At 62.7% G+C, this 22,662-nt stretch carries 23 protein-coding genes, 1 tRNA gene and 1 pseudogene; 20 read left to right on the top strand and 5 right to left on the bottom strand.

The window, feature by feature from the left end; translation table 11 throughout:
- Positions 1–96: 96 nt before the first annotated feature.
- Together LQ953_RS08910 and LQ953_RS08915 are read right to left on the bottom strand one after the other, a co-directional pair.
- A complete protein-coding gene (locus tag LQ953_RS08910) occupies positions 97–774 on the bottom strand; it encodes an RBBP9/YdeN family alpha/beta hydrolase (RefSeq protein ID WP_231030377.1) in 678 nt (225 codons plus the stop codon).
- 115 nt (positions 775–889) lie between these two features.
- Positions 890–1,351: a lysozyme gene (locus LQ953_RS08915; RefSeq protein WP_231030378.1), complete on the bottom strand. Its 462-nt coding sequence runs from the start codon at positions 1,349–1,351 to the stop codon at positions 890–892.
- Positions 1,352–1,489: 138 nt separating this feature from the next.
- Between LQ953_RS08915 and LQ953_RS08920 the strand changes: the two genes are divergently transcribed.
- From LQ953_RS08920 to LQ953_RS08945, 6 genes are all read left to right on the top strand, one after another.
- A complete protein-coding gene (locus tag LQ953_RS08920) occupies positions 1,490–2,227 on the top strand; it encodes a TlyA family RNA methyltransferase (protein ID WP_231030379.1) in 738 nt (245 codons plus the stop codon).
- Between the two features lie 74 nt (positions 2,228–2,301).
- Positions 2,302–2,859 (top strand): TspO/MBR family protein, encoded by a 558-nt coding sequence (locus LQ953_RS08925; protein ID WP_231030380.1) that lies wholly within the window; start codon positions 2,302–2,304, stop codon positions 2,857–2,859.
- An 18-nt stretch (positions 2,860–2,877) separates the two neighbouring features.
- Positions 2,878–3,150: an accessory factor UbiK family protein gene (locus tag LQ953_RS08930; RefSeq protein WP_231030381.1), complete on the top strand. Its 273-nt coding sequence runs from the start codon at positions 2,878–2,880 to the stop codon at positions 3,148–3,150.
- A 115-nt stretch (positions 3,151–3,265) separates the two neighbouring features.
- A complete protein-coding gene (locus LQ953_RS08935) occupies positions 3,266–3,772 on the top strand; it encodes a YbjN domain-containing protein (RefSeq protein WP_231030382.1) in 507 nt (168 codons plus the stop codon).
- Entirely contained in the window at positions 3,769–4,560 is a 792-nt protein-coding gene (locus tag LQ953_RS08940; protein WP_231030383.1) for a pyrroline-5-carboxylate reductase family protein, read from the top strand. Before LQ953_RS08935 ends, LQ953_RS08940 begins: the two co-directional genes overlap by 4 nt.
- Positions 4,561–4,639: 79 nt before the next feature.
- Complete coding sequence (locus tag LQ953_RS08945) at positions 4,640–5,263, top strand: hemerythrin domain-containing protein (RefSeq protein ID WP_231030384.1); 624 nt, start codon at positions 4,640–4,642, stop codon at positions 5,261–5,263.
- A 65-nt stretch (positions 5,264–5,328) separates the two neighbouring features.
- On the opposite strand, the gene LQ953_RS08950 is transcribed toward LQ953_RS08945, so the two are convergent.
- Entirely contained in the window at positions 5,329–5,814 is a 486-nt protein-coding gene (locus LQ953_RS08950; protein ID WP_231030385.1) for a MarR family transcriptional regulator, read from the bottom strand.
- Positions 5,815–5,879: 65 nt separating this feature from the next.
- Here LQ953_RS08950 and LQ953_RS08955 point away from each other — a divergent pair, with 65 nt between their 5' ends.
- The 3 genes from LQ953_RS08955 to LQ953_RS08965 all read left to right on the top strand — a co-directional run bounded on the left by LQ953_RS08955 (position 5,880) and on the right by LQ953_RS08965 (position 9,325).
- Positions 5,880–6,977 carry a branched-chain amino acid aminotransferase gene (locus tag LQ953_RS08955; protein ID WP_231030386.1) on the top strand — a complete coding sequence of 366 codons (1,098 nt, stop codon included), beginning with the start codon at positions 5,880–5,882 and terminating at the stop codon, positions 6,975–6,977.
- Positions 6,978–7,000: 23 nt separating this feature from the next.
- Positions 7,001–7,075 (top strand) — tRNA-Gln (locus LQ953_RS08960).
- Positions 7,076–7,264: 189 nt separating this feature from the next.
- The gene (locus tag LQ953_RS08965; protein ID WP_231030387.1) at positions 7,265–9,325 is read left to right on the top strand and encodes an ATP-binding protein; all 2,061 of its coding nucleotides are present in this window, start codon (positions 7,265–7,267) and stop codon (positions 9,323–9,325) included.
- 143 nt (positions 9,326–9,468) lie between these two features.
- On the opposite strand, the gene LQ953_RS08970 is transcribed toward LQ953_RS08965, so the two are convergent.
- Complete coding sequence (locus LQ953_RS08970) at positions 9,469–10,086, bottom strand: recombinase family protein (RefSeq protein ID WP_231030388.1); 618 nt, start codon at positions 10,084–10,086, stop codon at positions 9,469–9,471.
- A gap of 600 nt (positions 10,087–10,686) precedes the next feature.
- Here LQ953_RS08970 and LQ953_RS08975 point away from each other — a divergent pair.
- Both LQ953_RS08975 and LQ953_RS08980 read left to right on the top strand, forming a co-directional pair.
- The gene (locus tag LQ953_RS08975) at positions 10,687–12,864 is read left to right on the top strand and encodes a DNA methyltransferase (RefSeq protein WP_231030389.1); all 2,178 of its coding nucleotides are present in this window, start codon (positions 10,687–10,689) and stop codon (positions 12,862–12,864) included.
- The gene (locus LQ953_RS08980) at positions 12,861–13,838 is read left to right on the top strand and encodes a hypothetical protein (RefSeq protein WP_231030390.1); all 978 of its coding nucleotides are present in this window, start codon (positions 12,861–12,863) and stop codon (positions 13,836–13,838) included. The genes LQ953_RS08975 and LQ953_RS08980 overlap by 4 nt, the downstream gene beginning before the upstream one ends.
- A gap of 239 nt (positions 13,839–14,077) precedes the next feature.
- On the opposite strand, the gene LQ953_RS08985 is transcribed toward LQ953_RS08980, so the two are convergent.
- Positions 14,078–15,523, bottom strand: a complete 1,446-nt coding sequence (locus LQ953_RS08985; RefSeq protein WP_231030391.1) for a hypothetical protein — start codon at positions 15,521–15,523, stop codon at positions 14,078–14,080.
- Positions 15,524–15,723: 200 nt separating this feature from the next.
- Between LQ953_RS08985 and LQ953_RS08990 the strand changes: the two genes are divergently transcribed.
- The 9 genes and pseudogenes from LQ953_RS08990 to mnhG all read left to right on the top strand — a co-directional run bounded on the left by LQ953_RS08990 (position 15,724) and on the right by mnhG (position 22,336).
- On the top strand, positions 15,724–15,957 hold the full coding sequence (locus LQ953_RS08990; protein ID WP_231030392.1) for a hypothetical protein: 234 nt from the start codon (positions 15,724–15,726) through the stop codon (positions 15,955–15,957).
- Between the two features lie 78 nt (positions 15,958–16,035).
- Positions 16,036–16,293, top strand: coding sequence for a universal stress protein (locus LQ953_RS08995; protein ID WP_231030515.1), 258 nt, complete (start codon positions 16,036–16,038; stop codon positions 16,291–16,293).
- Between the two features lie 112 nt (positions 16,294–16,405).
- Positions 16,406–19,107, top strand: a pseudogene (locus LQ953_RS09000) (monovalent cation/H+ antiporter subunit A); the annotation flags it as partial.
- The gene (locus tag LQ953_RS16335) at positions 19,108–19,257 is read left to right on the top strand and encodes a hypothetical protein (RefSeq protein ID WP_231030519.1); all 150 of its coding nucleotides are present in this window, start codon (positions 19,108–19,110) and stop codon (positions 19,255–19,257) included.
- Positions 19,257–19,595 carry a Na+/H+ antiporter subunit C gene (locus LQ953_RS09010; RefSeq protein ID WP_231030393.1) on the top strand — a complete coding sequence of 113 codons (339 nt, stop codon included), beginning with the start codon at positions 19,257–19,259 and terminating at the stop codon, positions 19,593–19,595. Before LQ953_RS16335 ends, LQ953_RS09010 begins: the two co-directional genes overlap by 1 nt.
- The gene (locus LQ953_RS09015; RefSeq protein ID WP_231030394.1) at positions 19,592–21,199 is read left to right on the top strand and encodes a monovalent cation/H+ antiporter subunit D; all 1,608 of its coding nucleotides are present in this window, start codon (positions 19,592–19,594) and stop codon (positions 21,197–21,199) included. Before LQ953_RS09010 ends, LQ953_RS09015 begins: the two co-directional genes overlap by 4 nt.
- Positions 21,196–21,684, top strand: a complete 489-nt coding sequence (locus LQ953_RS09020) for a Na+/H+ antiporter subunit E (protein ID WP_231030395.1) — start codon at positions 21,196–21,198, stop codon at positions 21,682–21,684. Before LQ953_RS09015 ends, LQ953_RS09020 begins: the two co-directional genes overlap by 4 nt.
- The gene (locus LQ953_RS09025; RefSeq protein ID WP_231030396.1) at positions 21,681–21,962 is read left to right on the top strand and encodes a K+/H+ antiporter subunit F; all 282 of its coding nucleotides are present in this window, start codon (positions 21,681–21,683) and stop codon (positions 21,960–21,962) included. Before LQ953_RS09020 ends, LQ953_RS09025 begins: the two co-directional genes overlap by 4 nt.
- Positions 21,959–22,336, top strand: a complete 378-nt coding sequence (gene mnhG, locus LQ953_RS09030; RefSeq protein WP_231030397.1) for a monovalent cation/H(+) antiporter subunit G — start codon at positions 21,959–21,961, stop codon at positions 22,334–22,336. Before LQ953_RS09025 ends, mnhG begins: the two co-directional genes overlap by 4 nt.
- The last annotated feature ends 326 nt before the right edge of the window (positions 22,337–22,662 follow it).

Consider the following 22,662-nt stretch of genomic DNA (forward strand, 5'->3'; position numbering starts at 1 on the left):
TCGGCCACGCCCGCTTAACCTATTTAGGTTCTGCGGCCGATCTTTCCAAGGCGCCTGCGCCGATATGCGCGCCATGGACGGCAGGCCGAACTGGGCTCATCGCCCGGCGCCATGATAGTGCGCCTGTGCGGCGTCGGTGGCGTTCACCGCCAGCAGCGAACGCGCGTCGGCGACGGAGCGCGGCCGGCTCGAACCGCCAGATCCCGCGTCCAGCACCCGGTCGAGCAGCGCCTGGCCTTCTTCCCACCAGCCGATGCCGCTCGCGGCGTTCAGATGCCCCTGCGGGCCCGCGTCGACAAACACGCTGCCCCAGCCCTTGGCCAGTGACTGCGCTTTATCGATCGCGATCCAGGGATCGTCGCTGCTCGCCACCACGATCGAGGGGAAGGGGAGCGGCGTTGCGGGGGCGGGGCGGAAATCCGCCAGTTCGGGTCGCACGTCGGGCCTGTCCACATCGGCAGGCGCCACCAGCAGCGCGCCGGCTACTGGCCAGCCAAAGGGCTGGGGCGACAGCTCGGCCCACCACGCGACCGCCAGGCAGCCCAGGCTGTGCGCGGCGAGTACCACCGGCGCCTGCGCGCTGCGGATCGCCTGGTCCAGCTTGGTCACCCAGCTGTTGCGGTGGGGCGTGTCCCACATGCCCAGTTCTACGCGGTGCGTGTCCGGGCGGGACTGTTCCCACAGCGTCTGCCAGTGGGATGGACCCGAGCCACCGAGCCCGGGAACGGTGAGGATGATCGGCGATTGTTCGTCAAACGGACTAAAGATGGTCATGTTTTCCGCTCCTGCGGGAGGAGTTTGGCCGGACCCTCTTTCTAATTCCTACGAGCTAGGTAGACAATGCTCCTTGCGACGGATCGCCGCCGCCGCGCGACGGTCTGCCGGCGCCTCAGCTGCCGTACAGCGCCGCCTCCGCCGCTCGCCTTTTGGTGAGCCCTGCCATGACCTTGCCCGCCGCCTTGTTCCATCGCGCGAACTGCGCCTGCGCGGCGTCATGGTCGCCCGCCTGGTGCAGCTTCAGCAGCGTGCTGGCCTTCAGATTGCCGATGCCGACATTGTAGGCGAAGCACACCAGCGCATCGAACTGGTCCTGCGTGGTCGGCGCCTTGCCGATCGCCGCGGAAATCTGGGCGGCAAAGCGCGCCACGTCGCCGGCCAGCCGCGCATCGCATTGCTGCTGCGTCCAGATCACGCCGGGCTTCACGTCGGCGCCGGTGGTGCCCCAGCCGATCGTCCATGGATCGCCTCCCGTCGCTGGGTCCGGGTACGCCTTGACCCGCTTGTCGGGCAGAATCCTGGCACAGCCCTCGAATCGCTGGACCAGCTTGATGCATGCGGCACTTGGAGACATCGAAAACACTCCCCCCTGCGTTCTCGACCAAGCTATTGAGCGGCCGAAATCCTACATTGCAACCGCTTTTGCGGACACGCGCCGCCTATCGTGTCCGTTGTGGTTGCAAGGGTCGCTTGGCCACGCCTAAACGCCCCCATGGCCAAGCAGCGCGTCGATCAATTGCTCGTGGACCGCGGCCTCGCGGAGAGCCGCACCCGCGCCCAGGCGCTGGTCATGGCCGGCCTCGTTTATATCGGTGACCGCAAAGTCGAAAAACCCGGTGTCAGCGTCGACGAGATAGTGGAATTGGACGTCCGCGGCCGCGATCACCCCTGGGTTTCGCGCGGCGGCATCAAGCTCGCCCACGCCCTCGACCATTTCGCGTGGGACGTGGAAAACTGCGTCGCGATCGACGTGGGCTCCTCCACCGGCGGCTTCACCGACGTGCTGCTCACCCGCGGCGCCGCACGGGTCTACGCGGTCGACAGCGGCACCAACCAGCTCGCCTGGAAGCTGCGCCAGGACCCGCGCGTGGTCGTCCACGAACAGACCAGCGCGCGCATCCTCACCGACGCCCACATCCCCGAACCCATCGACCTGGTGGTCTGCGACGCCAGCTTCATCGGCCTTGCCAAGGTACTCGCCGTCCCCCTGGGCTTCACCCGCCCCGGCGCGCGCCTCGCCGCACTCATCAAACCGCAGTTCGAGGCTGGCCGCGAGGAAGTGGGGAAGGGCGGCGTGGTCCGCGATCCCGCCGTCCACGAACGCGTCTGCGCGCAAGTATCCGACTGGCTCGTTTCGATCGGCTGGGACGTGCTCGGCATCACGCAAAGCCCGATTACCGGCCCGGAAGGCAATGTCGAGTTCCTGATCGGCGCAGTGCGCCCCGCCTGACATCTTTTCACAACTGCGAAACTCTATACTAACCCTCTCCCGCAAAGGTGCACCCGAACAGGGGAGATACGGTTTTGCGTGAACTCGCGTCCAAAGGTCAGTTGCGTTTCGCTTATTTCCGGTGGGCCATAGTCACGGTCCCCCTTATTCTCCTGCTCGGCTTCGCCTCGGGCCGCATGGCACCCAGCGGGGATGAGAACCTCTGGTTCGCGGCGCTCGACAAGCCGCCCATCATGCCACCTGGCTGGGCCTTTCCAGTTGCCTGGAGCATCCTCTATATCCTCATGGGGCTGGCGCTCGCCCTGGTGCTCAACGCCCGGGGCTCGCGCAAGCGGCGCCCGGCGCTGATCCTGTTCGTTGCGCAGCTGCTGCTCAACCTCGCCTGGACGCCCGTGTTCTTCGGCATGCACCAGGTCGTCCCCGCGCTCGTCATCATCGCCGCACTGGTCGTTTTGATCGCGCTCACCATCTGGCTGTTCTGGCAGGTGCGCCGCACCGCCGGCCTGTTGCTGCTGCCCTATCTGGCGTGGATTTGCTTTGCCTTCGTGCTGCTCTACCAGATCCACGATCTCAATCCGGATGCGCAAAGCCTTGTACCTTCGCGCACGATTGACCAAATTGAGATCCGATAGTTTTTGGGATTTGAGACGATGCAGACCGACAACCGCCTGTTCGACGATTTCGTGAAGTTCGTGAACGGTGCGGCAGGCACCGTAGCGGGCATGGCGCGCGAGACAGAGTCCGCCGCACGGGAGCGTGCGCGCGAATGGGTCGGCGGTCTGGATTTCGTCGCACGCGACGAGTTCGAAGCGGTCAAGGCAATGGCGGTCGCCGCGCGCGACGAAGCCGACGCCCTCAAGCTCCGCATCGCCGCACTCGAGGCGCAAGTCGGCACCGGCGGGGCTGCGCAGGGAGACGCCTGATCGCATTCGTCCACGCCTTTTCCACAGCTTTTCGACAAGGGCGTGAACGGCCTGCTTGTGCCCTGGAAACGGCATTGGCAGGACCCCGTTTCGCCAATGCCGGCGTGTGGAGGTCATGATGCTGGACGAAGCGGAGTTCGACCGCGACGATGCGGCGCCCATCGACATGCTGGAGAATTACTTTGCCGCGCATGGCTGGACGCACCAGCGCGAGGACGAAGAGATCGTCGCGAAGGTCAAGGGCAGCTGGACCGAATATGAGCTTCGCGCGATCTGGCGCGAGGACGATGGCGTCCTGCAGTTCCTCGCCTTCCCGGATGTCCGCGTGGCCGACGAACGGCGCGCCGCGATCTATGAGGCAATCGGGCTGGTTAACGAACAGCTCTGGATCGGCCATTTCGAACTGTGGTCGGCCAGCGGCATCCTGTTGTTCCGCCACGCCGCGATGATCGACGGTTCGGGGGAGCCCACGCTGACGCTCGATCAGGCTGAGCTGCTGATCGAAAGCGCGATCGACGAGTGCGAGCGCTTCTATCCCGTGTTCCAGTTCGTGTTGTGGGGTGGCAAGACGCCTGCCGAAGCGCTGGCGTCCGCGCTGATTGAAACGCAAGGCGAAGCATGAGCGGCGACAAGCCGGCTGGCATGTGGCTGGTCGGGTGCGGCAACATGGCCGGGGCCATGCTCCGCCGGTGGATCGAAACTGAAGCGCTCGCGCTCGAAACGATTCTCGTCGTCAATCGCCAGGATCGCGATTTGCCGCCCGGCGTCCGGCAGGGCAGGGCCTTTCCCACCGATGCGGCGCCTCCGCCTTACCTGCTTATCGGCGTGAAGCCCCAGCAGTTGGACGCCATTCCGGTGCTCCCGGCATTTTCGGGGACGACGCTGATCTCCATCCTGGCCGGCGTCGACACGGCCACCTTGCAGCGCCGCTTCCCTAGTTATGCAATCGTCCGCGCGATGCCGAACCTTCCCGTGGCACTGGGCAAGGGCGTGATTGCGCTGCACGGCGTCCGATCGGCCGAGATCGACGCGCTGATGCAGCCGCTCGGCCTCGCCGAATGGATTGAGGACGAGGCGCTATTCGACGCCGTAACCGCTTTGGCGGGTAGCGGCCCTGGGTTCGTCTATCGCTTCATCGACGCTCTTGCGGACGCGGGCGCCGCACTCGGCCTCCCCGCAGATCAGGCGCAGCGCCTCGCCGTCGCTACGGTGGAAGGCGCGGGGTTGCTGGCGTCGCAGGCGAGCGAGCCGCCCACGCTGCTGGCGGACCGCGTCGCCAGCCCCGGGGGTTCGACGCGGGAAGGGCTCAACGTCCTCGACCATGGTGGCGCCTTGAAGACGCTGTTGCGCGAAACCTTGGCAGCCGCCACCCGCCGCAATGCGCAAATGGCCGCTGACGCGCGCCGCTGAGAGCCTGGCGCGTACGGGCACGGAACGCCCTTGCCCTCCGATTGTTCTGCTTCCGATTCCTTTCTCAACGGAGGCGGACATGGCAACGACCACGGCTACGCGGGACAAGAACGGACGCTTCAAGCCAGCGTCCACCAAGTCGAACGACAACAAGGGCGGCAGCGGCAATCTCGGCATGATGGCAGGCGCCGTCGCTGGCGGCGCCGCACTGGGCCTGCTTGCAATGCTGGGCCGCAAGGCGGCCGTGCAGGCGCCGACGGCGCTGGCGGGCAACTGGGACGATGCGCTGAAGGCCGAGCATGCAGCGACGCTCAAGGTCTTCGACGCGATCGAGGCAACCGACGAAAAGTCGACCATGAAGCGCGGCATGCTCCTGTCGCACCTCAAGCACGCGCTGATGAAGCATGCGGTCGAGGAAGAAAATGTGATCTATCCGGCTCTTCGTGAGATCGGCCAGCGCGAAGGCGCGGACGAGCTCAACAAGGAGCACGGCTATGTGAAGCAGTATCTCTACGAGCTGGAGAACATGCCGAACAACTCGCCCGAGTGGATCGCCAAGGTGCGCGAATTCCGCGCCGATATCGAGCATCACATGAAGGAAGAGGAAGACCATCTCTTCCCGATGCTCCGCGCGCAGCTGTCCGAGGAAAAGAACAAGCAGCTTACCGCGACGATGAACAAGGAAGGCTTCAAGGTCGCCTGACACCGTGCCTCCTCCGCGAGAGCGGGGGAGGTGCCGCACGCCATTGTGCGAAGTCGATCCGTCGCCTAGCGGCCCAGCGCCGCTACGCGGCTGCGCTCGCTTTCCGGCACCAAGCCCTCCAGCACGGCCCAGAAGCCGCCAACCGCACCTGGGCCTGCGCTGGTATAGGCGCCCGACAGCTTCTTGCGCAGTGAATCGAATAGTTGCGCTTCCAGCTCGGCGCCCGCGGGCGTCAGCCGCAGCAGCCGCTGGCGGCGGTCGCGATCGCCGGTGCGCGTTTCCACCAGCCCGCGCTCGGTCAGTTCCCCCAGCACGCGGCCAAGCGACTGCTTGGTGATCGCGAGAAGCGCCAGCAACTCGCTGACGGTCACGTCGGGCTTGCGCGCGATGAAGTAGAGCGCCCGGTGATGCGCACGGCCCAGCCCCTGCTTGGCAAGCGCGGTATCGATCGATCGCGTCAGATGCGCATAGCCGAAGTACAGCAGCTCCACCCCGCGCCGGATTTCGGGTTCCCGAAGGAAGAGCGGGGAGGCGGGAATTGGGGCAGCCATGTTGACCATCTTTGCCACCGCCTATAGGCCTTCGCAACCCGATGCCACCGGCCTATGGACGCTCCATGCAAGACACGACCATCCTGGATTACGAGTTCGAGGCCCATCCCCAGCCGGTCGCTGAAAGCGACCGCGCGACGCTGCTGGAGAACCCCGGCTTCGGCAAGATCTTTACCGATCACATGGTGGTGATCCGCTACTCGGCCGATCGCGGCTGGCATGATGCGCGCGTTCAACCGCGCGGTCCCATCCAGATCGATCCGGCCTGCGCCGTGCTGCATTACGCGCAGGAGATCTTTGAAGGATTGAAGGCCTATCGCCTGCCCGGTGGCGGCGCCGCGTTGTTCCGGCCCGGCGAGAACGCCCGGCGCTTCCGCGAATCCGCTGAGCGCATGGCGATGGCGCCGCTGCCGGAGGAGCTGTTCCTGTCCTCGATCCGCGAACTGGTCCGCGTCGACCGCGACTGGATTCCGGAAGGCGAGGGCGCGTCGCTCTACCTGCGGCCTTTCATGTTCGCGAGCGAGACGTTCCTGGGCGTGAAGCCGGCCAGCGAATATTTGTACATGGTAATCGCGTCGCCCGCCGGCGCCTATTTCAAGGGCGGTGCGCCGTCGGTTACGCTGTGGACCTCAGAACATTATACTCGTGCCGCCCGCGGCGGGACGGGTGCGGCCAAGTGCGGCGGCAACTATGCCGCCAGCCTGGTGGCGCAGGCCGAGGCGATCCGCGAAGGCTGCGACCAGGTCGTGTTCCTCGATGCAGTGGAGAACCGCTTCGTCGAGGAACTGGGCGGCATGAACGTGTTCTTCGTGTTTGACGACGGTTCGATCCAGACACCCCCGCTTGGCGGCACGATCCTGCCCGGCATCACCCGCAACTCACTGCTGACGCTGGCGCGCGACGCCGGCATCAACGTGCGGGAGGCGCCCTACAGCATGCAGGATTGGCAGAAGGACGCGCAAAGCGGCCGCCTGCGCGAAGCCTTTGCCTGCGGCACCGCGGCAGTGGTCACGCCGATCGGCCGCGTGCGCGGCCGTGGCTTTGACTTCACCATCGGCAATGGCGGCCCGGGCATGCTGACCGAGCAGCTGCGCGCGCAACTCACCGCCATCCAGCGCGGTACCGCCCCAGACCCGCACGGCTGGGTTGAACGTTTGTTCTAAGGCCGTATAAGCCCGCTTCCCGTTGGGGCGTCGCCAAGTGGTAAGGCACCGGTTTTTGGTACCGGCATTCGCAGGTTCGAATCCTGCCGCCCCAGCCAGCTTCCTGAAAGCTAGCATTCTCAACAGCTTAGCCTTCAATTTTCCCCGATTGTGGGGCAGGTGTGTGGGGCAGCTTTGCTTGGCTGCCGCGCCGGATTGCCTGCGGGACTTGGCGGGTTCGACTCGTAAGTTTGCAGCCGTTCAGGATGTAGCTATCAGCGGAGCACCTGCTTTAGAGTGCTGCCACAATGGACAATCTTTTCCCCCGCCAGCTTTCCCTTTTCGATGACCCGTCGTTCTATGAGAGTGCGGACGTTGAACTAAAGTCGGCAAAGGGCGGTATACCGAGCACCCTTTGGGAAACCTACAGTGCGTTCGCTAATACGAACGGCGGCACGATCTACCTTGGTATCGCAGAAAAAGGCGCCTTTTTAGATGTGCACGGAATTGATGCGCCATCAAAAATGCTCGACGCCTTGTGGAGCGGTCTAAATAATAAGGGCAAGGTAAGCCAGAATATACTTCGCGGCGGCGACGTCGATGTAATCCAATTAGAGGGCAAGGATGTCATTAGGGTTTCTGTGCCTCGGGCATCCAGAAACCAGCGCCCGGTCTACATCAACAATGATCCGATGTCATTTACTTATCGTCGCGACCACACCGGCGATTACAAATGCTCTCCTGACGAAGTCCGGAGGATGTTCGCAGATCAGTCGTCTGATCCAGCGGATAGCCGTATATTGGAGCACTTCACTATGGAGGACCTCCACCCACCGTCGGTGCAACAGTATCGAAATCGGGTTGCTAGCTCTAGTCCGAACCACCCGTGGTTGTTGGAGGATGATCGCGGTCTACTTCAAAAACTAGGCGGGTGGCGGAAGGAACGTGGAACCGGAAGGGAAGGTTTAACGGTCGCCGGGCTGCTCATGTTCGGTTTGGAGACGGCCATCCGGGCTCCTGAGGCACTGCCTCAGTACCAGCTGGATTATAGGGAGAGGCTAGCCGAGGAGTCCGGCCAGCGTTGGTCGGACCGAGTGACCCTTGATGGAACTTGGGAAGGAAACCTGTTTCAGTTTTACAACCGGGTTCTTCCTAGAATGGTGACCACCCTCAAAAACCCATTCCAGATCGATGCAGGCCTATATCGCTTTGACGACACGTCAGTGGCCGTTGCGTTGCGGGAAGCAGTTGTGAATGCCATCATTCACGCGGATTACGGCGGTCAGGGTGGCATCGTCATCGACCGGTTTGGTGATCGTATCGAATTATCAAATCCGGGAACGCTCCTAATCTCTCATGAGCAGATGCTCAAAGGTGGCATAAGCGAGTGCCGTAACAAGTCGTTGCAGCAGATGTTTCAGCTGATGGGGGCTGGAGACAAGGCCGGGTCAGGGCTGGATAAGATACGAGCAAGCTGGGACGATGCCCGCTTCCGCGCTCCTCGGCTAAAGGAGGCGCAGCATCCGGACCGGGTGTCGCTCACCTTGCCGATGGTCAGCGTTTTACCTGAGTCAGCCCTCTCTCGTTTGCAGGAGGTCTTTGGGGTTCGCGTGGAGCAGCTAAGCCCCGAAGACGTGCAGATTTTGGTCATGGCTCTTGAGGAGGGAGAAGTGACAAACGCGCGCCTTCAGGAGGTTTTGACAATCCATCGCACTGACCTGACGAAGACGTTGCAGCAGTTGGTGCGCACCGGATTTTTGAAGCGCGCCGGAATAGGTCGTTGGACCCGATACGAGCTAGAGCCGGGGGACGACGGATCGACGAGTGACGGCTTACGCGTAGGGTCTGACAAAACTTCGGACCTAAGCCCAAACCTCAGCTCCGACATAACTCCAGACCTAAGTTCCGACCTAAGTTCCGACCTAAGCTCCGACCTAAGCTCCGACCTAAGCTCCGACATAACTCCGGACCTAAGCTCCGACATAACTCCGGACCTAAGCTCCGACCTAAGTTCAAGCTCCGACGCTGAGCGGCGGACGCGCCTAGGATTAGACCTAAGCGCGTGGCTGCAACCTGCGAACCATCTGGCAGCACCTAGCCTGATTGAGGCGGCTTGGCCTCATCGCAACCGCAGACTATCCGGCGAGCAGCTTGAAGTCGCGGTCCTGCGGCTCCTGAAGGAGGTCCATTGGCTTACCTTGGGGGAGCTGTCTCACCTTCTGCACAGGGACGTGGCTGATATACGAAAGCGCGCGATCCGCCCTCTGATGACCAAAGGCTTAGTTGTTCAACGATATTCGAGCGAGCGACACCCCCAACAATCCTACGGGTTAGCCGTAGGCGCGCCTGCTGAAGAGAACCGAGAGTGATCGAAGGTCGGCTAAGCTGAGCTTCGCCAACGCTTTTGAAAAAAAAGCAGGGCCTCAGGAGCCCGAGGGTAAACCTCACAGCTCCTTCAGCCCTGCCATCCCTTGAGGTACACCTAAAGGTATCCCTCCCCCAAGAGTGCGGCCTAATCGACCAGCGCCTCTGACCGTGGGCTGTCGCGGAGCCCGCCTAGGCGCTTCTCCGCCCGCTGAATCGCAGCGCGGCTGACGCCGAACTCCTTCGCCAGAACCCCCAGAGACGCTCCAGCGGCCCTTTGTGCCCTCACGGTCTCCTGCTGCTCCCTGGAGAGTGCCGAGGGACGCCCTAGGGCCTTTCCCTCCGCCTTGGCGCGGGTCAGGCCTGCTTGGGTGCGCTCAATCAGCAAGTCTCGTTCAAACTCTGCCACGGCTGACAGGACGCCCATGGTCATCTTCCCGGCTGCGCTGGTCAGGTCCACGCCCCCCAGGGCGAGGCAGTGAACCCGCACTCCGTCACCCGCCAGCCGCTCGACCGTGGCGCGCACATCCATTGCGTTGCGCCCTAGGCGGTCCAGCTTAGTGACTATCAGGACGTCACCAGCCTCCACGCGATCAACGAGGCGGGCAAACCCCGGGCGTTCCATGGCTGCAACGGAGCCGGAGACAGTCTCCTCCACCACCCGCTTAGGCTCGACGGTGAACCCAGCAGCGGCAATCTCCCGGACTTGGTTGTCCGTGGTTTGGTCAGCCGTGGAGACGCGGCAGTAGGCGAAGGTGCGAGCCATGGATTGAACTCCTGTAACGAAACCGTGGCTCGGTAACTGAGGTGTATCGGAACAGGTGTCAAGCTACATTCCGTTACAGTGCGCGGGTTTGTACCGAAACCGCTCGATTTCGATGCACCTGTAGGCAACTCAAGAGCTACGAAGTTAGGTAGCTCCTCCCGTGCCTGAGGCTGCTATGACCCTATGCCCCCACCAGGGGGGGAAGGTGGGACTTTCAAATGTGCGTTATCCCGCCGCGGATTTTTTGGCCGAAACTAACGAGCCGTTGCTGCCAAAGGAGCCGGTCCACAAGCGCCCCGGTTGCCGCCGCCAGACAAGGTCTCGGCACGCGTCTCCCCGTGCGCACGGCCTCTTCCTGCCGCGGAACCTCCGCTGGGTCTCGCGCTGACCGGCCTGTCTCCACACAGCCAAGCAAGAATGACGTAGTGCCCTGTAAGGTCATTGGCGAGACGGACTTTTTCACAACCTTAGCTACCCAGCTGACGGAGGGGACTCCGCCGAACCCCGGATCGAGAGAACACCCGATCCGGAAAATGTGAGACCGTTCGGAATTTGCTCAATGGGGTTGTGATACGACGCCCAGGCCGGCATTCGTGGCCGATGACATCACTCCCCCTAGCTGACCAGAGCGCCGCAGAAGCGCCCACCGATGGTGAACGTGACACGCTAGAACAGTCCTGTGCGTCGATCATTTCAGAAATCCGTGCGAACACTGGTCTTTCCTCATTGGAACTGGCCACGCTTCTCGGAGCATCACACTTCTCTCTCGTTCGCTGGGAGAGGGGCGACAGCGTTCCCGGGCCTGAAATCACCAATACTCTTACAGCCGCAGCTGCGTCCCTACGTCGTGGCGAACCAATCAGTCGCTTGGCTCCGGTCTCAGCCTTCGCCTCGCGGGGGGTGCGTCGGAGCACCTCCTTGCCACTACTCGATCCTGAGCACCGCACTGCTCTGACGGACGAGCCGGGAAGCCCCATTCTAGCAAGGATCAAACATGGCGCCTTTTGGGGCGCGTCGAGCCTGGACGAGGTATTGGCTGATAACGCCTCCGCATCTCCTACCCTAAAGGAGGCTGCTGCCGGTGGGATATCGGCAGGCAAGAATACCTATACCTACGACGCTCATACTTACCATACTAAAGTTCCACCACAGGGCATCGCGGAAGTCTTGCGGCAGTATCTGCCAGCCGGGGGGCTCGTTTTGGATCCTTTCGCTGGTAGCGGGATGACCGGCGTAGCCGCTCGCGCGGTTGGATACGACGTCGTGTTGAATGAATTGTCGCCTGCTGCGAGCTTCATCGCTGATCGATTTACGAGTAAGCTGGACCCCGCCGCATTCTCGACCGCGGTCGCCACCGTCATAGATACATTGTCTGATGTCAGACGCGAATTGTACGTGACTGATTGCCGAGAATGCGGACGCGAGACCGAACTGGAATATACGGTTTGGTCCTACAGAGTGTCGTGCCCTGCATGTTCGGACGAGTTCGTGCTCTGGGATCATTGTCGCAGCTACGGTCGTACCGTACGGGATCATAAAATCCTGAAGGAATTTCCTTGCCCTTCGTGTCAAGCTGTCATCAAGAAATCGCGTTTGGCGCGCACCGATGCTGTCCCAGTGCTAGTCGGATACAAATGCTGCAAGCGAGTTCAGGTTGAGCATCCCCTTAGCGAAGCAGATCTCAAGCGCATCAAGTCTATCGAACAGGGAGAATTCCTTGTGGAAGGGTTCTACCCAGAAACGCCGCTGCCAGCTGGCGTCAATCTCTCTCAACCCTGCAAGCACGGCCTAACCTCCATAGACCGTTTCTACACGAGTAGAAATCTGTCTGCTATGAGCCAGTTATGGCAAGCGATCCACAAGGTAGAGGACGACGAAATTGCGGCGTTTCTCGCGTTCATTTTCACTTCTCTTTATCGACGTGTCACCCGTATGTCCGAATTCCGATTTTGGGGCGGCAGCGGTAATACGGCTCACTTCAATGTGCCTTACATATTCAACGAAGCGAATGTGTTTACGTCCTTCCTAAGGAAGTCGCGTACAATCCTAGACCATCTTCAAAGCACTGCGTGCCGCTATCAGGGCAGAGCAGTAATTCGAACAGGCAGTGCGACCGACTTGGCATTTCTGCCAGATGAGAGCATCGACTTGGTGTTTACTGATCCACCGTTTGGCGCCAACATAAACTACAGTGAAATGAATATCATCTGGGAAGCATGGTTGGGTGAATTCACCGACAATCGCTCAGAAGCAATTGTGAACAAAGCTCAGAATAAAAATATCGATGACTATGAAAGGTTGATGCGGGATAGCATCGCCGAATGCCATAGAGTTTTGCGCGATGGACATTGGATGCTGCTTGTGTTCATGAATTCCTCGCAGGCAATATGGGATTGCCTACGACGCGCTATACATGACGGTGGGTTCAACATAGAAAAAATTGATATCTTCGATAAGCAGCATGGCACCTTTAAGCAGTACGTTAGCGATAATACTGCAGGATGTGATCTTATTCTTCACTGCCGTAAATCGGATGCACGCTCTACGACTGCAGCTCCGCACCTTGACCTTGAAAGCCAGGTCGATGAATTCATTGATCGCCGAGGCGGAACTCTTCCAAAGATGCCGTTCTTGCATGTGCGACGAGACGAGGAAGTCGACTACCGGATGCTATACAGCCAGTTTCTTTCGGAGGGGCTTCTAACGGATGCATCGGCAGCGGATTTTGCTACGTTCCGAGAACTCGCGGCCAAAAAGATCAGGACGAACCAGCAATGACGAAATTCAACGCTCTTCCTGCCTTCACAAAGGAAGAGGAGGCTCGTGCAAAGGTCTACCTCGCCACTCAGGTAGCAGCGATGATGGGCCGAAAGCTGGAGGAGGGGGATTGGAGCACCGTTTACTGCCGAGCAAAGGGGATTCCGGACGCTGGCTGGAGCAACCTACATATCGACGTCAACTATGCAGGCTTAGGCGTCGAGCACAAGACTCTTAGATGCAGCCAACTAGGAGCTCGCTCGCTGAAAATCGCCTGCGGTACGACGATGATGCACCCGTCCGCAACGCGCTCTATTCGGATAGACGATGTGGAGGGGGACGCCGATGACGTTATGAGGGACGTTTTTCAACAGTACTCTGAGCTTATCGCGCTCCGGACAGATCGAGTGCGGCAACAGGCCGGCGGGCGAGAGCCTGATATGCGGATAGGATGGCTTCTATGGGAGGACAATCTCACCGAGTTCTTGTATTTTGAAGAGCGAATGGTCGCGCCCGACCCTTCCCGGTATTATGCCGAGTGGAATGTCACTGCGGCACGCGGGGCGCGAAAGCCTAGCCGAAGTTTGTGGGTCTATGACCGGGATACTCATCAGAAGCGATACTCAGTCACAACAAGCGCGGGGATAAAGATCCAGCCATATTTCGACGTGCCCCCACCGGCTGATCCCAACCTTTACTATTTCAGGGTCCAGGGCGAACCGGTGGGTGATGGCTTGGTCCAAATGTGGGTGGCAGCCAGTACTGCTATCGCGCTGAGGCGGCAACTCGGAAGCCTAGAGCAAGAAAGTGTCAGTGCGGCAATCGTGACATTGATAGAGCAAGGGGTTTCACCGGATATGCCGGCGGCGACAGGCGAGGATCTAGCAGTTGGGGTGGTGGTGAGCTCCCGTGCATACTCGATGCTAACGACTGCATGGGAAGCTGTGAGCGACGAGCATCGGGCTCAACTTCTTCTTAAGGCTCTTCAGCAGTAAGTCGGAACCGCCGGCAGGCTGGGGGGAGCGGGCGCGTTGGGTACAGCGGGCAATTGACCCCGGCACACCATGCCACCTGCTCACGCCACGTTCCCGGCACCCACCTGTCGAGGAAGGGCGTCGGATGGCTAGGGACGCCCTTAGGTACCTCCTATAGGTAGTCTCACCCTCCGAGGGTGGGTGATAATGGGCGAGTAGGTGAAAACACCTTCAATGTATCCCACCTCCGAGGGTGAGCTTTAATCGCCGAGAGCCTGTCCCTTGGTTAGGTTCGGGTAGGCCAGAAGCGCCACGATTTCCGCCTTCCGCTTGATCGACACACCTCGTCCATAGACTCCGAAGGTGATGCCCTTCTTCTCATGGCCGACGATTTGCGCCACCTCAGTTTCTGGTACGCTCGCCGCCTCCCATTGCGCCACAGCGTTCTTGCGAAACGAGTGAAACGCCTTGGCCCGCTCGGTGAAACCCAGTGCCTGCTTGAAGCGCGTGAACTCCCGCCCCGCATCGGCCCCCGCCTTTTTCCCGGGGCCCTCCGGATTGAACCCAGGCCAGATGCGCGTGTCCCCGCCGCCACGCTCACGGGTGAGCAACCAGAATAAAAAGGGGTGAACGGGAACGAGGCGTTCCCCGGCAGGAGTCTTAGCATCCCGGATGTCAAATACAGGGATGCCCTCGACCTCCCGCAATTGCCTCCAGGTTAGCCCTGCAATCTCGTCCAGACGCATTCCGCTGAACAACGCCACAAGCATGACCTCGCGGAGGTCAGCCCGCTTGGGTCCAGGAGCAAACAGGCGAACCAGCTCGTCGGCTTCCCAGGGTCGATAGCCCTTGACGTTCACCCCGGCGCGAAGGCGGGCGCGGTGACCGGTGAACGGGTTGCGTCCTTCCGCATAGCCGCGCTCGCTCGCCCATTCCCAGAGGGCTTGAAGGGTCGCCGCGTGGCGGTTGCGGGTAGCATCCGACAGGCCCTTGTCGCGACCTCCATAGGTCCGTTGGAGGTCATCCCACGTCATCGCGCGGGCTGCGGGGGATCGGGCCCAGGAGCCGTCCAGGTGCCGCAGGGCATCCATGAATCGTGCGGCGTTGGGTCGACCGACCCCGCGAATGGGACGGTCCTGCCAATATCCGGCGAACAGGGCAAAGGTGGCGCGCTTCTGCTGCTCGGTATTGCTGCCCTTCAATCCGGTCTGCGTCTTCCACAGCCGCATGTAGTCGTTGGCCAACTCGGTGAATGACGGCTCGAACTCTTGCCGCACGGCGGGCTTCCGGCCCAAGAGGGCGCCGCGCGCATCGTGAAGCGCCGTCAGCCGCGCTTCCGCTTCTGGGGAGGGTTCTTCATCCGGCGGCGTGGCGTCAGCGATCCGCTCAATTTCGTAATCTATGCCAGCTTCCGCCGGGTCCTCGCCCGGCCTGTGGACCTGGAACCGCCCAGCCGCTGCCGCCTGTAGGGTCTCCTCATAAACCCGGCGGAGCTTCGCGCGGGCATCCTGCGTCAGACCCTCACGTCCCGCCCATTCCACCCGAAGCCCAGCCTCCCAAGCGTCGGCCTCGACCTGAGCCACCTTGCGGCTGGTCGAGGAAAGGGTGCGGTAGAGGTATTCGCGTCCTTCATACGCGAACCGGAGGGTAGCCGGGATGCGGACCTTCGCTTCGAAGCGATTGTGACGGGCACGGAGGGACGCCAACGGGGAACCTCATGTAGCTGTGGGGCAGGGTTGTGGGGCAGGTCTGTGGGCCGCAACCGGTAAGAAAACAAGGATTTCTTGCAGGTTCAGGGGGTTGGGAACCCCTCTGCTCCGCCTCCTGCCGCCCCAGCCAACCATCAATCCTTCTGGTGAGCAGGCGCGAGGTCGAACGGTAGGCGCTGCACCCTGCTGGAAGGCGCATGCGAGACCATGCCGCGTTGCTCGAGCAGGCCGCGCGGACCATTGGTGAGGTTGACACCGTCCCGGCCGAGATCGTCGTGACCATCGGCGATCCGTTCACGGGGATACTTGCCGCTTCGGATGCCGCTGAACCTGCTATTATCGTCGTCCGCTTGCATCGCCGTCAGTTCCTCGAGACTTTTGTCGGCACGACAGCCGAGCGACGATCCGCCGCGGGACCCGACCGGTGCTGATGGCAAACGAGGCGGGCACTTATCATCGCAGTTCGTTGACGACTCGACGTCACGACGGTGAGCATGATGAAGCGTGAGATGGCCGCGCCCGAACGCACTGACTTCGCATCTGGCGGAAATCGGTCTGCAGGGCGCTCGACAGATGCTCACGCAAGTCCAGCGCCCGCCGCGGCCTTGATCCGCGCTTGTGCCGGGAAGGTTTCGGCTGATCTTATCGTCATGGGCACGAACCAGCGCCACGGGCTGCAGCGTTTCCCGATCGGGAGCGTTGCCCAGGAAGTCCTGCTCGACGCAGCGCAGGATGTGCTGGTAGTGCCGCTCGACAAGTCCGGCTAGGCAGCCGGCGGGCCACGCGGAAGCGGCAAAAGGGAGAGATCGGATCGGGGCCAGTGTGAATATTTTGTGGCTGGTACTGGCGCTCCCGTTCGTGGGCAGCATCGCGTCCGCTATGCTGCCGTCCCGCGCTCGAAACGCTGCGGGGCTGCTGGCGGGCGGGCTGGCGCTCGCGGGCACGGTGCTGGTGGCGTCGCTTTATCCCGCTATCGCGCAGGGCGCGGCGCTGAGCAGCCGGATCGAATGGCTGCCCTCGCTGGGGCTGAATCTCGTCCTGCGCCTCGATGGTCTTTCGTGGATATTCGCGCTGCTGGTGCTCGCGATCGGCTTCCTCGTGGTAGTCTATGCACGCTATTACATGGCGCCCGAAGATCCCGTGCCGCGCTTCTTCTCGTTCCTGCTCGCGTTCATGGGTTCCATGCTCGGGCTGGTGCTGTCGGGGAACCTCGTCCAGCTCGCCTTTTTCTGGGAGCTGACCAGCCTCTCGTCCTTCCTGCTGATCGGCTATTGGCACCATAATGAAAGCGCGCGCAGCGCTGCGCGGATGGCGCTGATCGTCACGGCCGCGGGTGGGCTGTGCTTGCTGGTCGGTGTGCTGCTGATCGGCAAGATCGTCGGCAGCTACGATCTCGACGCCGTGCTCGCCGCGGGCGACCAGATCCGCGCCAGCAGCTACTATCTCCCCGCACTGATCCTGATCCTGATCGGCGCCTTCACTAAAAGCGCGCAGTTTCCTTTCCACTTCTGGCTGCCGCACGCGATGGCAGCGCCGACCCCGGTCTCGGCCTATCTCCATTCGGCGACCATGGTGAAGGCCGGGGTGTTCGTGCTGATCCGGCTATGGCCGGTGCTGGCGGGAACGGATGCCTGGTATTTCATCGTCACCACCACAGGCCTGATCACCCTGATCCTCGGGGCCTGGGCGGCGATCTTCCAACAGGATCTGAAGGGCCTGCTTGCGTATTCGACGATCAGCCATCTGGGCATCATCACGCTGCTGCTCGGCATCGGCAGCCCGCTCGCGGCGGTGGCGGCGATCTTCCACACGCTAAACCACGCTACCTTCAAGGCCTCGCTGTTCATGGCGGCGGGGATCATCGACCACGAGGCCGGCACGCGCGACCTGCGCAAGCTGAGCGGGCTGTATCGGTTCATGCCGATCACGGCGACGCTTGCGATGGTGGCGGCGGCGGCCATGGCCGGGGTGCCGCTGCTCAACGGCTTCCTGTCAAAAGAGATGCTGCTCGCCGAGGCGCTTGAAGACTATAACGACACCTGGCTCGATCAGGCATTGCCCTGGCTGGCCACGGTCGCGCTGATCTTCAGCGTGCTCTATTCGGTGCGCTTCATTCACCAGAGCTTCTTCGGGCCTTCTCCGCGCGATCTGGACCGACAGCCGCACGAGGCCCCGCGCTGGATGCGCGTGCCGATCGAGATACTTGTGATCGCGTGCGTCGTGATCGGCATCTTCCCCGCCGCCACAATCGGGCCTTTCCTTGATGTTGCCGCGCGCGCGGCACTGGGCGGCGATGCGCCCGAATACAGCCTGGCCATTTGGCATGGATTCAGCCAGCCGCTGCTGCTCAGCATGCTGGCTCTCGTGCTCGGGACGGCTGGCTATATCGTGTTCGCGCGGCGGCTGAATGCAATGGAAGCCGTTCCGCTGCTCGGTCGCCTGCAGGGAAGGCGGATGTTCGACGCCGTGCTTTCGGTGCTGGTGTTGGCGGCGCGCCGGCTTGAGGCGCGCTTCGGGACCCGGCGGCTCCAGCCCCAGCTGCGCGTGCTGGTGGTGATTGCCTGCGTGGCTGGGCTGCTGCCGTTCCTGCGCTATGGCTATGGCCTCGGCAATGCGGGCGGCACGCTTGTCGATCCCGGCTTTGCAATAATCTGGCTGATCGGCGGAGCCTGTGCGATTGCCGCAGCCTGGCAGGCAAAATATCACCGCCTTGCCGCGGTCGTGCTCGCATCGGGCGCGGGCCTGGTCAGCTGCATCAGCTTCGTCTGGCTCTCCGCGCCGGACCTGGCGCTTACACAGCTGCTGGTAGAGACCGTGACCACGGTTCTGCTCCTGCTCGGGCTGCGTTGGTTGCCCCAGCGGCTTCCCGATGTCTGGCCAGAGCATCGTGCGCCGGCGAGCGTCGGGCTGCGGCGCACCACCGATCTCGCGATCGCGGTCATCGCCGGAACCGGCATGGCGCTGCTGGCCTATGCCGTGATGACGCGGCCCGTTCGAGATACCATTTCGCGCTTCTTTCTTGATCGCTCCTATCCCGATGGCGGCGGACGCAACGTCGTGAACGTGATCCTGGTCGATTTCCGCGCATTCGATACGCTGGGTGAAATCACCGTGCTGGCGATCGTCGCACTGACGATCTTCTCGCTGCTTCGTCGCTTCCGGCCTGCGCGCGAAAGCGTCCTCGACCCCGTGCAGCAACGCCGGCAGAACGCGTTCGACGAGGCGCGCGAGGACCGTAGCCCGGGCGACACGATCACCGATTACCTGTTCGTGCCCCGTGTGATTCTCGAATGGCTGTTCCCAGTCGTCATTGTGCTGGCGCTGTATCTGCTGCTTCGCGGGCACGATCTGCCGGGCGGCGGGTTCGCCGCGGGGGTCACCATGTCGATCGCGCTCATCCTGCAATATATGGCGTCGGGTACCCAAAGCGTGGAATCGCGGCTGCGTGTCCGGCCGATCCGCTGGATGGGCACGGGCTTGCTGATCGCCGCCGCCACGGCGTCGGGGCACTCCTTTTCGGGCGCCCATTCCTGACGTCGTGGTTCCGCTATCTGGAGGTGCCGCTTATCGGCAAAATTCCCGTGGCAACCGCCTTGCTGTTCGACCTTGGCGTGTTCCTGTTGGTGGTGGGAGCGACCGCCCTCATCCTGATCGCGATTGCTCACCAGTCGATCCGGACGCCGGTGCGGTCAACACGCGCCCCAGACGACGCGGCGCCGGAGAAAGGCTGATGGAGATCGTTCTTGCGCTCGGCATCGGCGTGCTTACCGCATCCGGGGTGTGGCTGCTCCTGCGTCCGCGCACCTTCCAGGTGATCCTCGGCCTGTCGCTTCTGTCCTATGCAGTGAACCTGTTCATCTATGCGATGGGGCGGCTCAACATCGACGCGCCGCCGATCGTGGGCGCGGGCGTCGGCAATCTGGGCGGTTATGACGATCCGGTGCCGCAGGCGCTGGTGCTCACCGCGATCGTGATCTCGTTCGCGATGACAGCCTTGCTGCTCGTCGTCCTGATCGCCTCCCGCGGCATCACCGGCACCGACCATGTCGACGGGGATGACGGCGAATGAGCGGCGGCTGGATCGAACAGCTGATCGTCGCGCCGGTTCTGCTTCCCTTGCTAGCGGGCGCGGCGATGCTGCTACTCAACGAACGCCGACGGACGGCAAAGCGTGTCATCGCGCTCGGGACCGCTGGAGCGCTGGTTGCGCTGTCGGCCGTGCTGCTCGTGCATGTCGCCACGCTAGGCTTTGCCGGCAAACTGGCGTCAACCGCCTATTCCATTGGAGGCTGGCCGGCGCCGTTCGGGATCGTGCTGGTGCTCGACTGGCTGTCGGCACTGATGCTGATGCTCACCAGCGTGCTTGGGTTCGCCGCCTTGCTCTACGCGACCGCGCGCTGGGATCAGGCTGGAGCACGATTCCATGGGCTGTTCCTGTTCCAGTTGATGGGCCTCAATGGCGCATTCCTGACCGGCGACCTGTTCAACCTGTTCGTGTTCTTCGAAGTGCTGCTTGCTGCCTCGTTCGGGCTGCTGCTCCACGGCTCGGGCAAGGGACGGGTCAAGGCCGCGCTCCATTATGTCGCGATCAACGTCGCGACGTCGCTGCTTTTCCTGATCGGGACGGCGCTGATCTACGGTGTGACCGGCACGCTGAACATGGCGGATCTGGCGATACGCATCCCCGCCGTGGCCGAGGCCGACCTAGCACTGCTCCAGGCGGGCATGGCGATCCTTGGCATTGCCTTCCTCATCAAGGCGGGGATGTGGCCTCTCGGCTTCTGGCTTCCGCGCACCTACGCAGCGGCGGCGCCGCCCGTCGCTGCCTTGTTCGCGATCCTGAGCAAGGTGGGGGTTTATGCAGTGCTGCGCGTCTATCTGCTGCTGTTCAGCGGCGAGGTGGGCTGGACGGTGAATTTTGGCGAGGAATGGCTGTTCTTCGGCGGCATGGCGACGATCGCCTTTGGCATGATCGGCGTGCTCGCGGCGAGGCGGCTTACGCGCATCGCCGGTTACTCGCTGATCGTTTCGGCGGGAACACTGCTCGGGGCAGTGGGTGCCGGCGAAGGCGCGGTGCTGGCCGGCGCGCTGTTCTATCTGGCGAGTTCGACCCTTGGAGTCAGCGCTTTCTACCTGCTGATTGAGCTGGTGGAGCGGCGGGAGGCGGGGCCTGCCGCGACTGGTGAGCCGGTCTTCGACGACGAGTACACTGGGCTGGCGGCGCCAGGGCGCGAGACCGAGATCGGCGTCACGATCCCGGCCTCGGTTGCGATCCTGGGCGGCGGCTTTGCCTTTTGCGTGCTGCTGATTGCCGGTCTCCCGCCGCTTTCGGGCTTCGTCGCCAAGTTCGCGATCGTCGACGGGCTGCTGAACCTGGACGACACCGTCAGTGCCCCGGTGTGGTGGCTGATCGCGCTGATCGTAGCGTCGGGCCTGGCCACATTGGTCGCGACCACCCGCGCGGGTATCGATCTGATCTGGGCGCCGTCGGACAAGCCTCAGCCGGCACTGCGCCTCGCCGAGCTGCTGCCGGTCGGCATGCTGCTCGGGATCTGCCTAGCTTTGACGATCTTCGCGGCACCGGTCATGCGCTACATGGAGCGCGCCGGCCAGTCGCTCAGCGACCGCCACGGCTATATCGAGGCCGTGCTTAAGGCAGGGGCGGAGCGATGACGCGCTGGATTCCCTATCCGGCAGTTACCGCGGGGCTGCTCCTGCTGTGGCTGCTGCTAACTCAGTCCTTCTCCGCTGGGCAGGTCCTGCTCGGGGCAGCGGTGGCGGTGTTCGCTGGCCGGGCAATGGCGCTTCTGCGGCCGCCACCACCGGGCCGCATCCGGATTGCGCCGATGCTCAGGCTCGCTGGGCTGGTGATGATCGACGTGGTACGCTCCAATCTTGCCGTGGCGGCGATCGTCCTGTTCCGCCGGCGCGACCGCGTGGCTGACTTCGTTCGCATCCCCCTCGACCTTGCGGACCGGAATGGGCTGGCGCTGCTCGCCCTGATCATCAGTGCCACGCCGGGAACGCTGTGGGTCGATTATGACCGGCGGAAGCGATTGCTGCTCCTTCATGTCCTCGATTTGATTGACGAAGCGCAGTGGGTGGCGCTGATCAAGGATCGCTACGAGGCATTGTTGATCGAGGCGTTCGAGCGATGACGGGGCTGATGCTCGCACTGGCGATCACCGCCGCGCAGGTCATGCTCGGCATCGCGATGCTTTGCGCGAGCTGGCGCATGATGCGCGGGCCGCGCGCGCAGGACCGCGTGCTCGGGCTCGACACCTTCTACACCAATGCGATGCTGCTGCTGCTGACCTTCGGGATCCAGACGGGGCGAACGCTCTATTTCGAAGCAGCGGTGGTCATTGCACTGCTTGGCTTTACCAGCACGGTGGCACTCGCCAAGTTCCTGATGCGCGGCGAGGTGATCGAATGATCCAGGCACCCGATCTCCCCGGCTGGGCGGCGCTGATCGTCGCGCTGCTGGTGCTCGCCGGCGCTGCGACGACCTTGATAGGCTCGCTGGGCCTGCTCCGGCTGAAGACCTTTTACGAGCGGGTCCACGCGCCCACGCTGGGCAGTACGCTCGGCATGTGGCTGATCGTGCTCGCCTCGATCGTCTGCTTGACGGTGCTGCGCGGTCGCCCCTCGCTGCACGAGCTGCTGATCCCGCTCTTCCTCACCGTGACCGCCCCGGTCGGCTTCATGCTCCTCGCCCGATCCGCGCTCTACCGCGACCGTGCGGAAGAGCGGGCACATATCGCCCAGGAGCCCAACGAGGGCACCGGCGAGCCTCCACGAGACGCGTAGCGCGGCGCGCCTGCGAGCAGGCAGGGTCGGCAACCGCCTGTCCCAGCTGCTCGACGAACGCACCCTGGATCGAAACCAGGGCGAGAGCGGCCGCCTATAGACAAAAATACTGCACGGTATAAAAAGGCAGTTGACCCGCAGCAGCAGCGTTTCTATACCGGTCAGTATAGAACGATCAGGGTGAAGCCGCGCCGGCATTGATACGGCCGGGCGGTCAACACTTCAGCAGAATGGATGGAGAGCCGAGGCGAGTGGCGCGGGCATGGGTTCGTGCGGCGTCGCTTCGTGTCTTTCGAAGACAAGCATCGGTGACGCTGACGGAAGGG

Source organism: Sphingomonas sp. IC-56, assembly GCF_021043375.1.
GTDB lineage: Bacteria > Pseudomonadota > Alphaproteobacteria > Sphingomonadales > Sphingomonadaceae > Sphingomonas.

What these genes read in the sequence shown, in the direction of transcription:
- LQ953_RS09020 (WP_231030395.1), top strand. Translation starts at nt 21,196, where the DNA reads ATGACGCGCTGGATTCCCTATCCGGCAGTTACCGCGGGGCTGCTCCTG.
- LQ953_RS08950 (WP_231030385.1), bottom strand. Translation starts at nt 5,814, where the DNA reads ATGGCTGCCCCAATTCCCGCCTCCCCGCTCTTCCTTCGGGAACCCGAA.
- LQ953_RS08945 (WP_231030384.1), top strand. Translation starts at nt 4,640, where the DNA reads ATGGCAACGACCACGGCTACGCGGGACAAGAACGGACGCTTCAAGCCA.
- LQ953_RS08915 (WP_231030378.1), bottom strand. Translation starts at nt 1,351, where the DNA reads ATGTCTCCAAGTGCCGCATGCATCAAGCTGGTCCAGCGATTCGAGGGC.
- LQ953_RS08935 (WP_231030382.1), top strand. Translation starts at nt 3,266, where the DNA reads ATGATGCTGGACGAAGCGGAGTTCGACCGCGACGATGCGGCGCCCATC.
- LQ953_RS08965 (WP_231030387.1), top strand. Translation starts at nt 7,265, where the DNA reads ATGGACAATCTTTTCCCCCGCCAGCTTTCCCTTTTCGATGACCCGTCG.
- LQ953_RS09010 (WP_231030393.1), top strand. Translation starts at nt 19,257, where the DNA reads ATGGAGATCGTTCTTGCGCTCGGCATCGGCGTGCTTACCGCATCCGGG.
- mnhG (WP_231030397.1), top strand. Translation starts at nt 21,959, where the DNA reads ATGATCCAGGCACCCGATCTCCCCGGCTGGGCGGCGCTGATCGTCGCG.
- LQ953_RS08990 (WP_231030392.1), top strand. Translation starts at nt 15,724, where the DNA reads ATGCGAGACCATGCCGCGTTGCTCGAGCAGGCCGCGCGGACCATTGGT.
- LQ953_RS08980 (WP_231030390.1), top strand. Translation starts at nt 12,861, where the DNA reads ATGACGAAATTCAACGCTCTTCCTGCCTTCACAAAGGAAGAGGAGGCT.
- LQ953_RS08970 (WP_231030388.1), bottom strand. Translation starts at nt 10,086, where the DNA reads ATGGCTCGCACCTTCGCCTACTGCCGCGTCTCCACGGCTGACCAAACC.
- LQ953_RS08930 (WP_231030381.1), top strand. Translation starts at nt 2,878, where the DNA reads ATGCAGACCGACAACCGCCTGTTCGACGATTTCGTGAAGTTCGTGAAC.
- LQ953_RS08955 (WP_231030386.1), top strand. Translation starts at nt 5,880, where the DNA reads ATGCAAGACACGACCATCCTGGATTACGAGTTCGAGGCCCATCCCCAG.
- LQ953_RS08910 (WP_231030377.1), bottom strand. Translation starts at nt 774, where the DNA reads ATGACCATCTTTAGTCCGTTTGACGAACAATCGCCGATCATCCTCACC.
- LQ953_RS09015 (WP_231030394.1), top strand. Translation starts at nt 19,592, where the DNA reads ATGAGCGGCGGCTGGATCGAACAGCTGATCGTCGCGCCGGTTCTGCTT.
- LQ953_RS08940 (WP_231030383.1), top strand. Translation starts at nt 3,769, where the DNA reads ATGAGCGGCGACAAGCCGGCTGGCATGTGGCTGGTCGGGTGCGGCAAC.
- LQ953_RS08920 (WP_231030379.1), top strand. Translation starts at nt 1,490, where the DNA reads ATGGCCAAGCAGCGCGTCGATCAATTGCTCGTGGACCGCGGCCTCGCG.
- LQ953_RS08975 (WP_231030389.1), top strand. Translation starts at nt 10,687, where the DNA reads ATGACATCACTCCCCCTAGCTGACCAGAGCGCCGCAGAAGCGCCCACC.
- LQ953_RS08995 (WP_231030515.1), top strand. Translation starts at nt 16,036, where the DNA reads ATGGCCGCGCCCGAACGCACTGACTTCGCATCTGGCGGAAATCGGTCT.
- LQ953_RS09025 (WP_231030396.1), top strand. Translation starts at nt 21,681, where the DNA reads ATGACGGGGCTGATGCTCGCACTGGCGATCACCGCCGCGCAGGTCATG.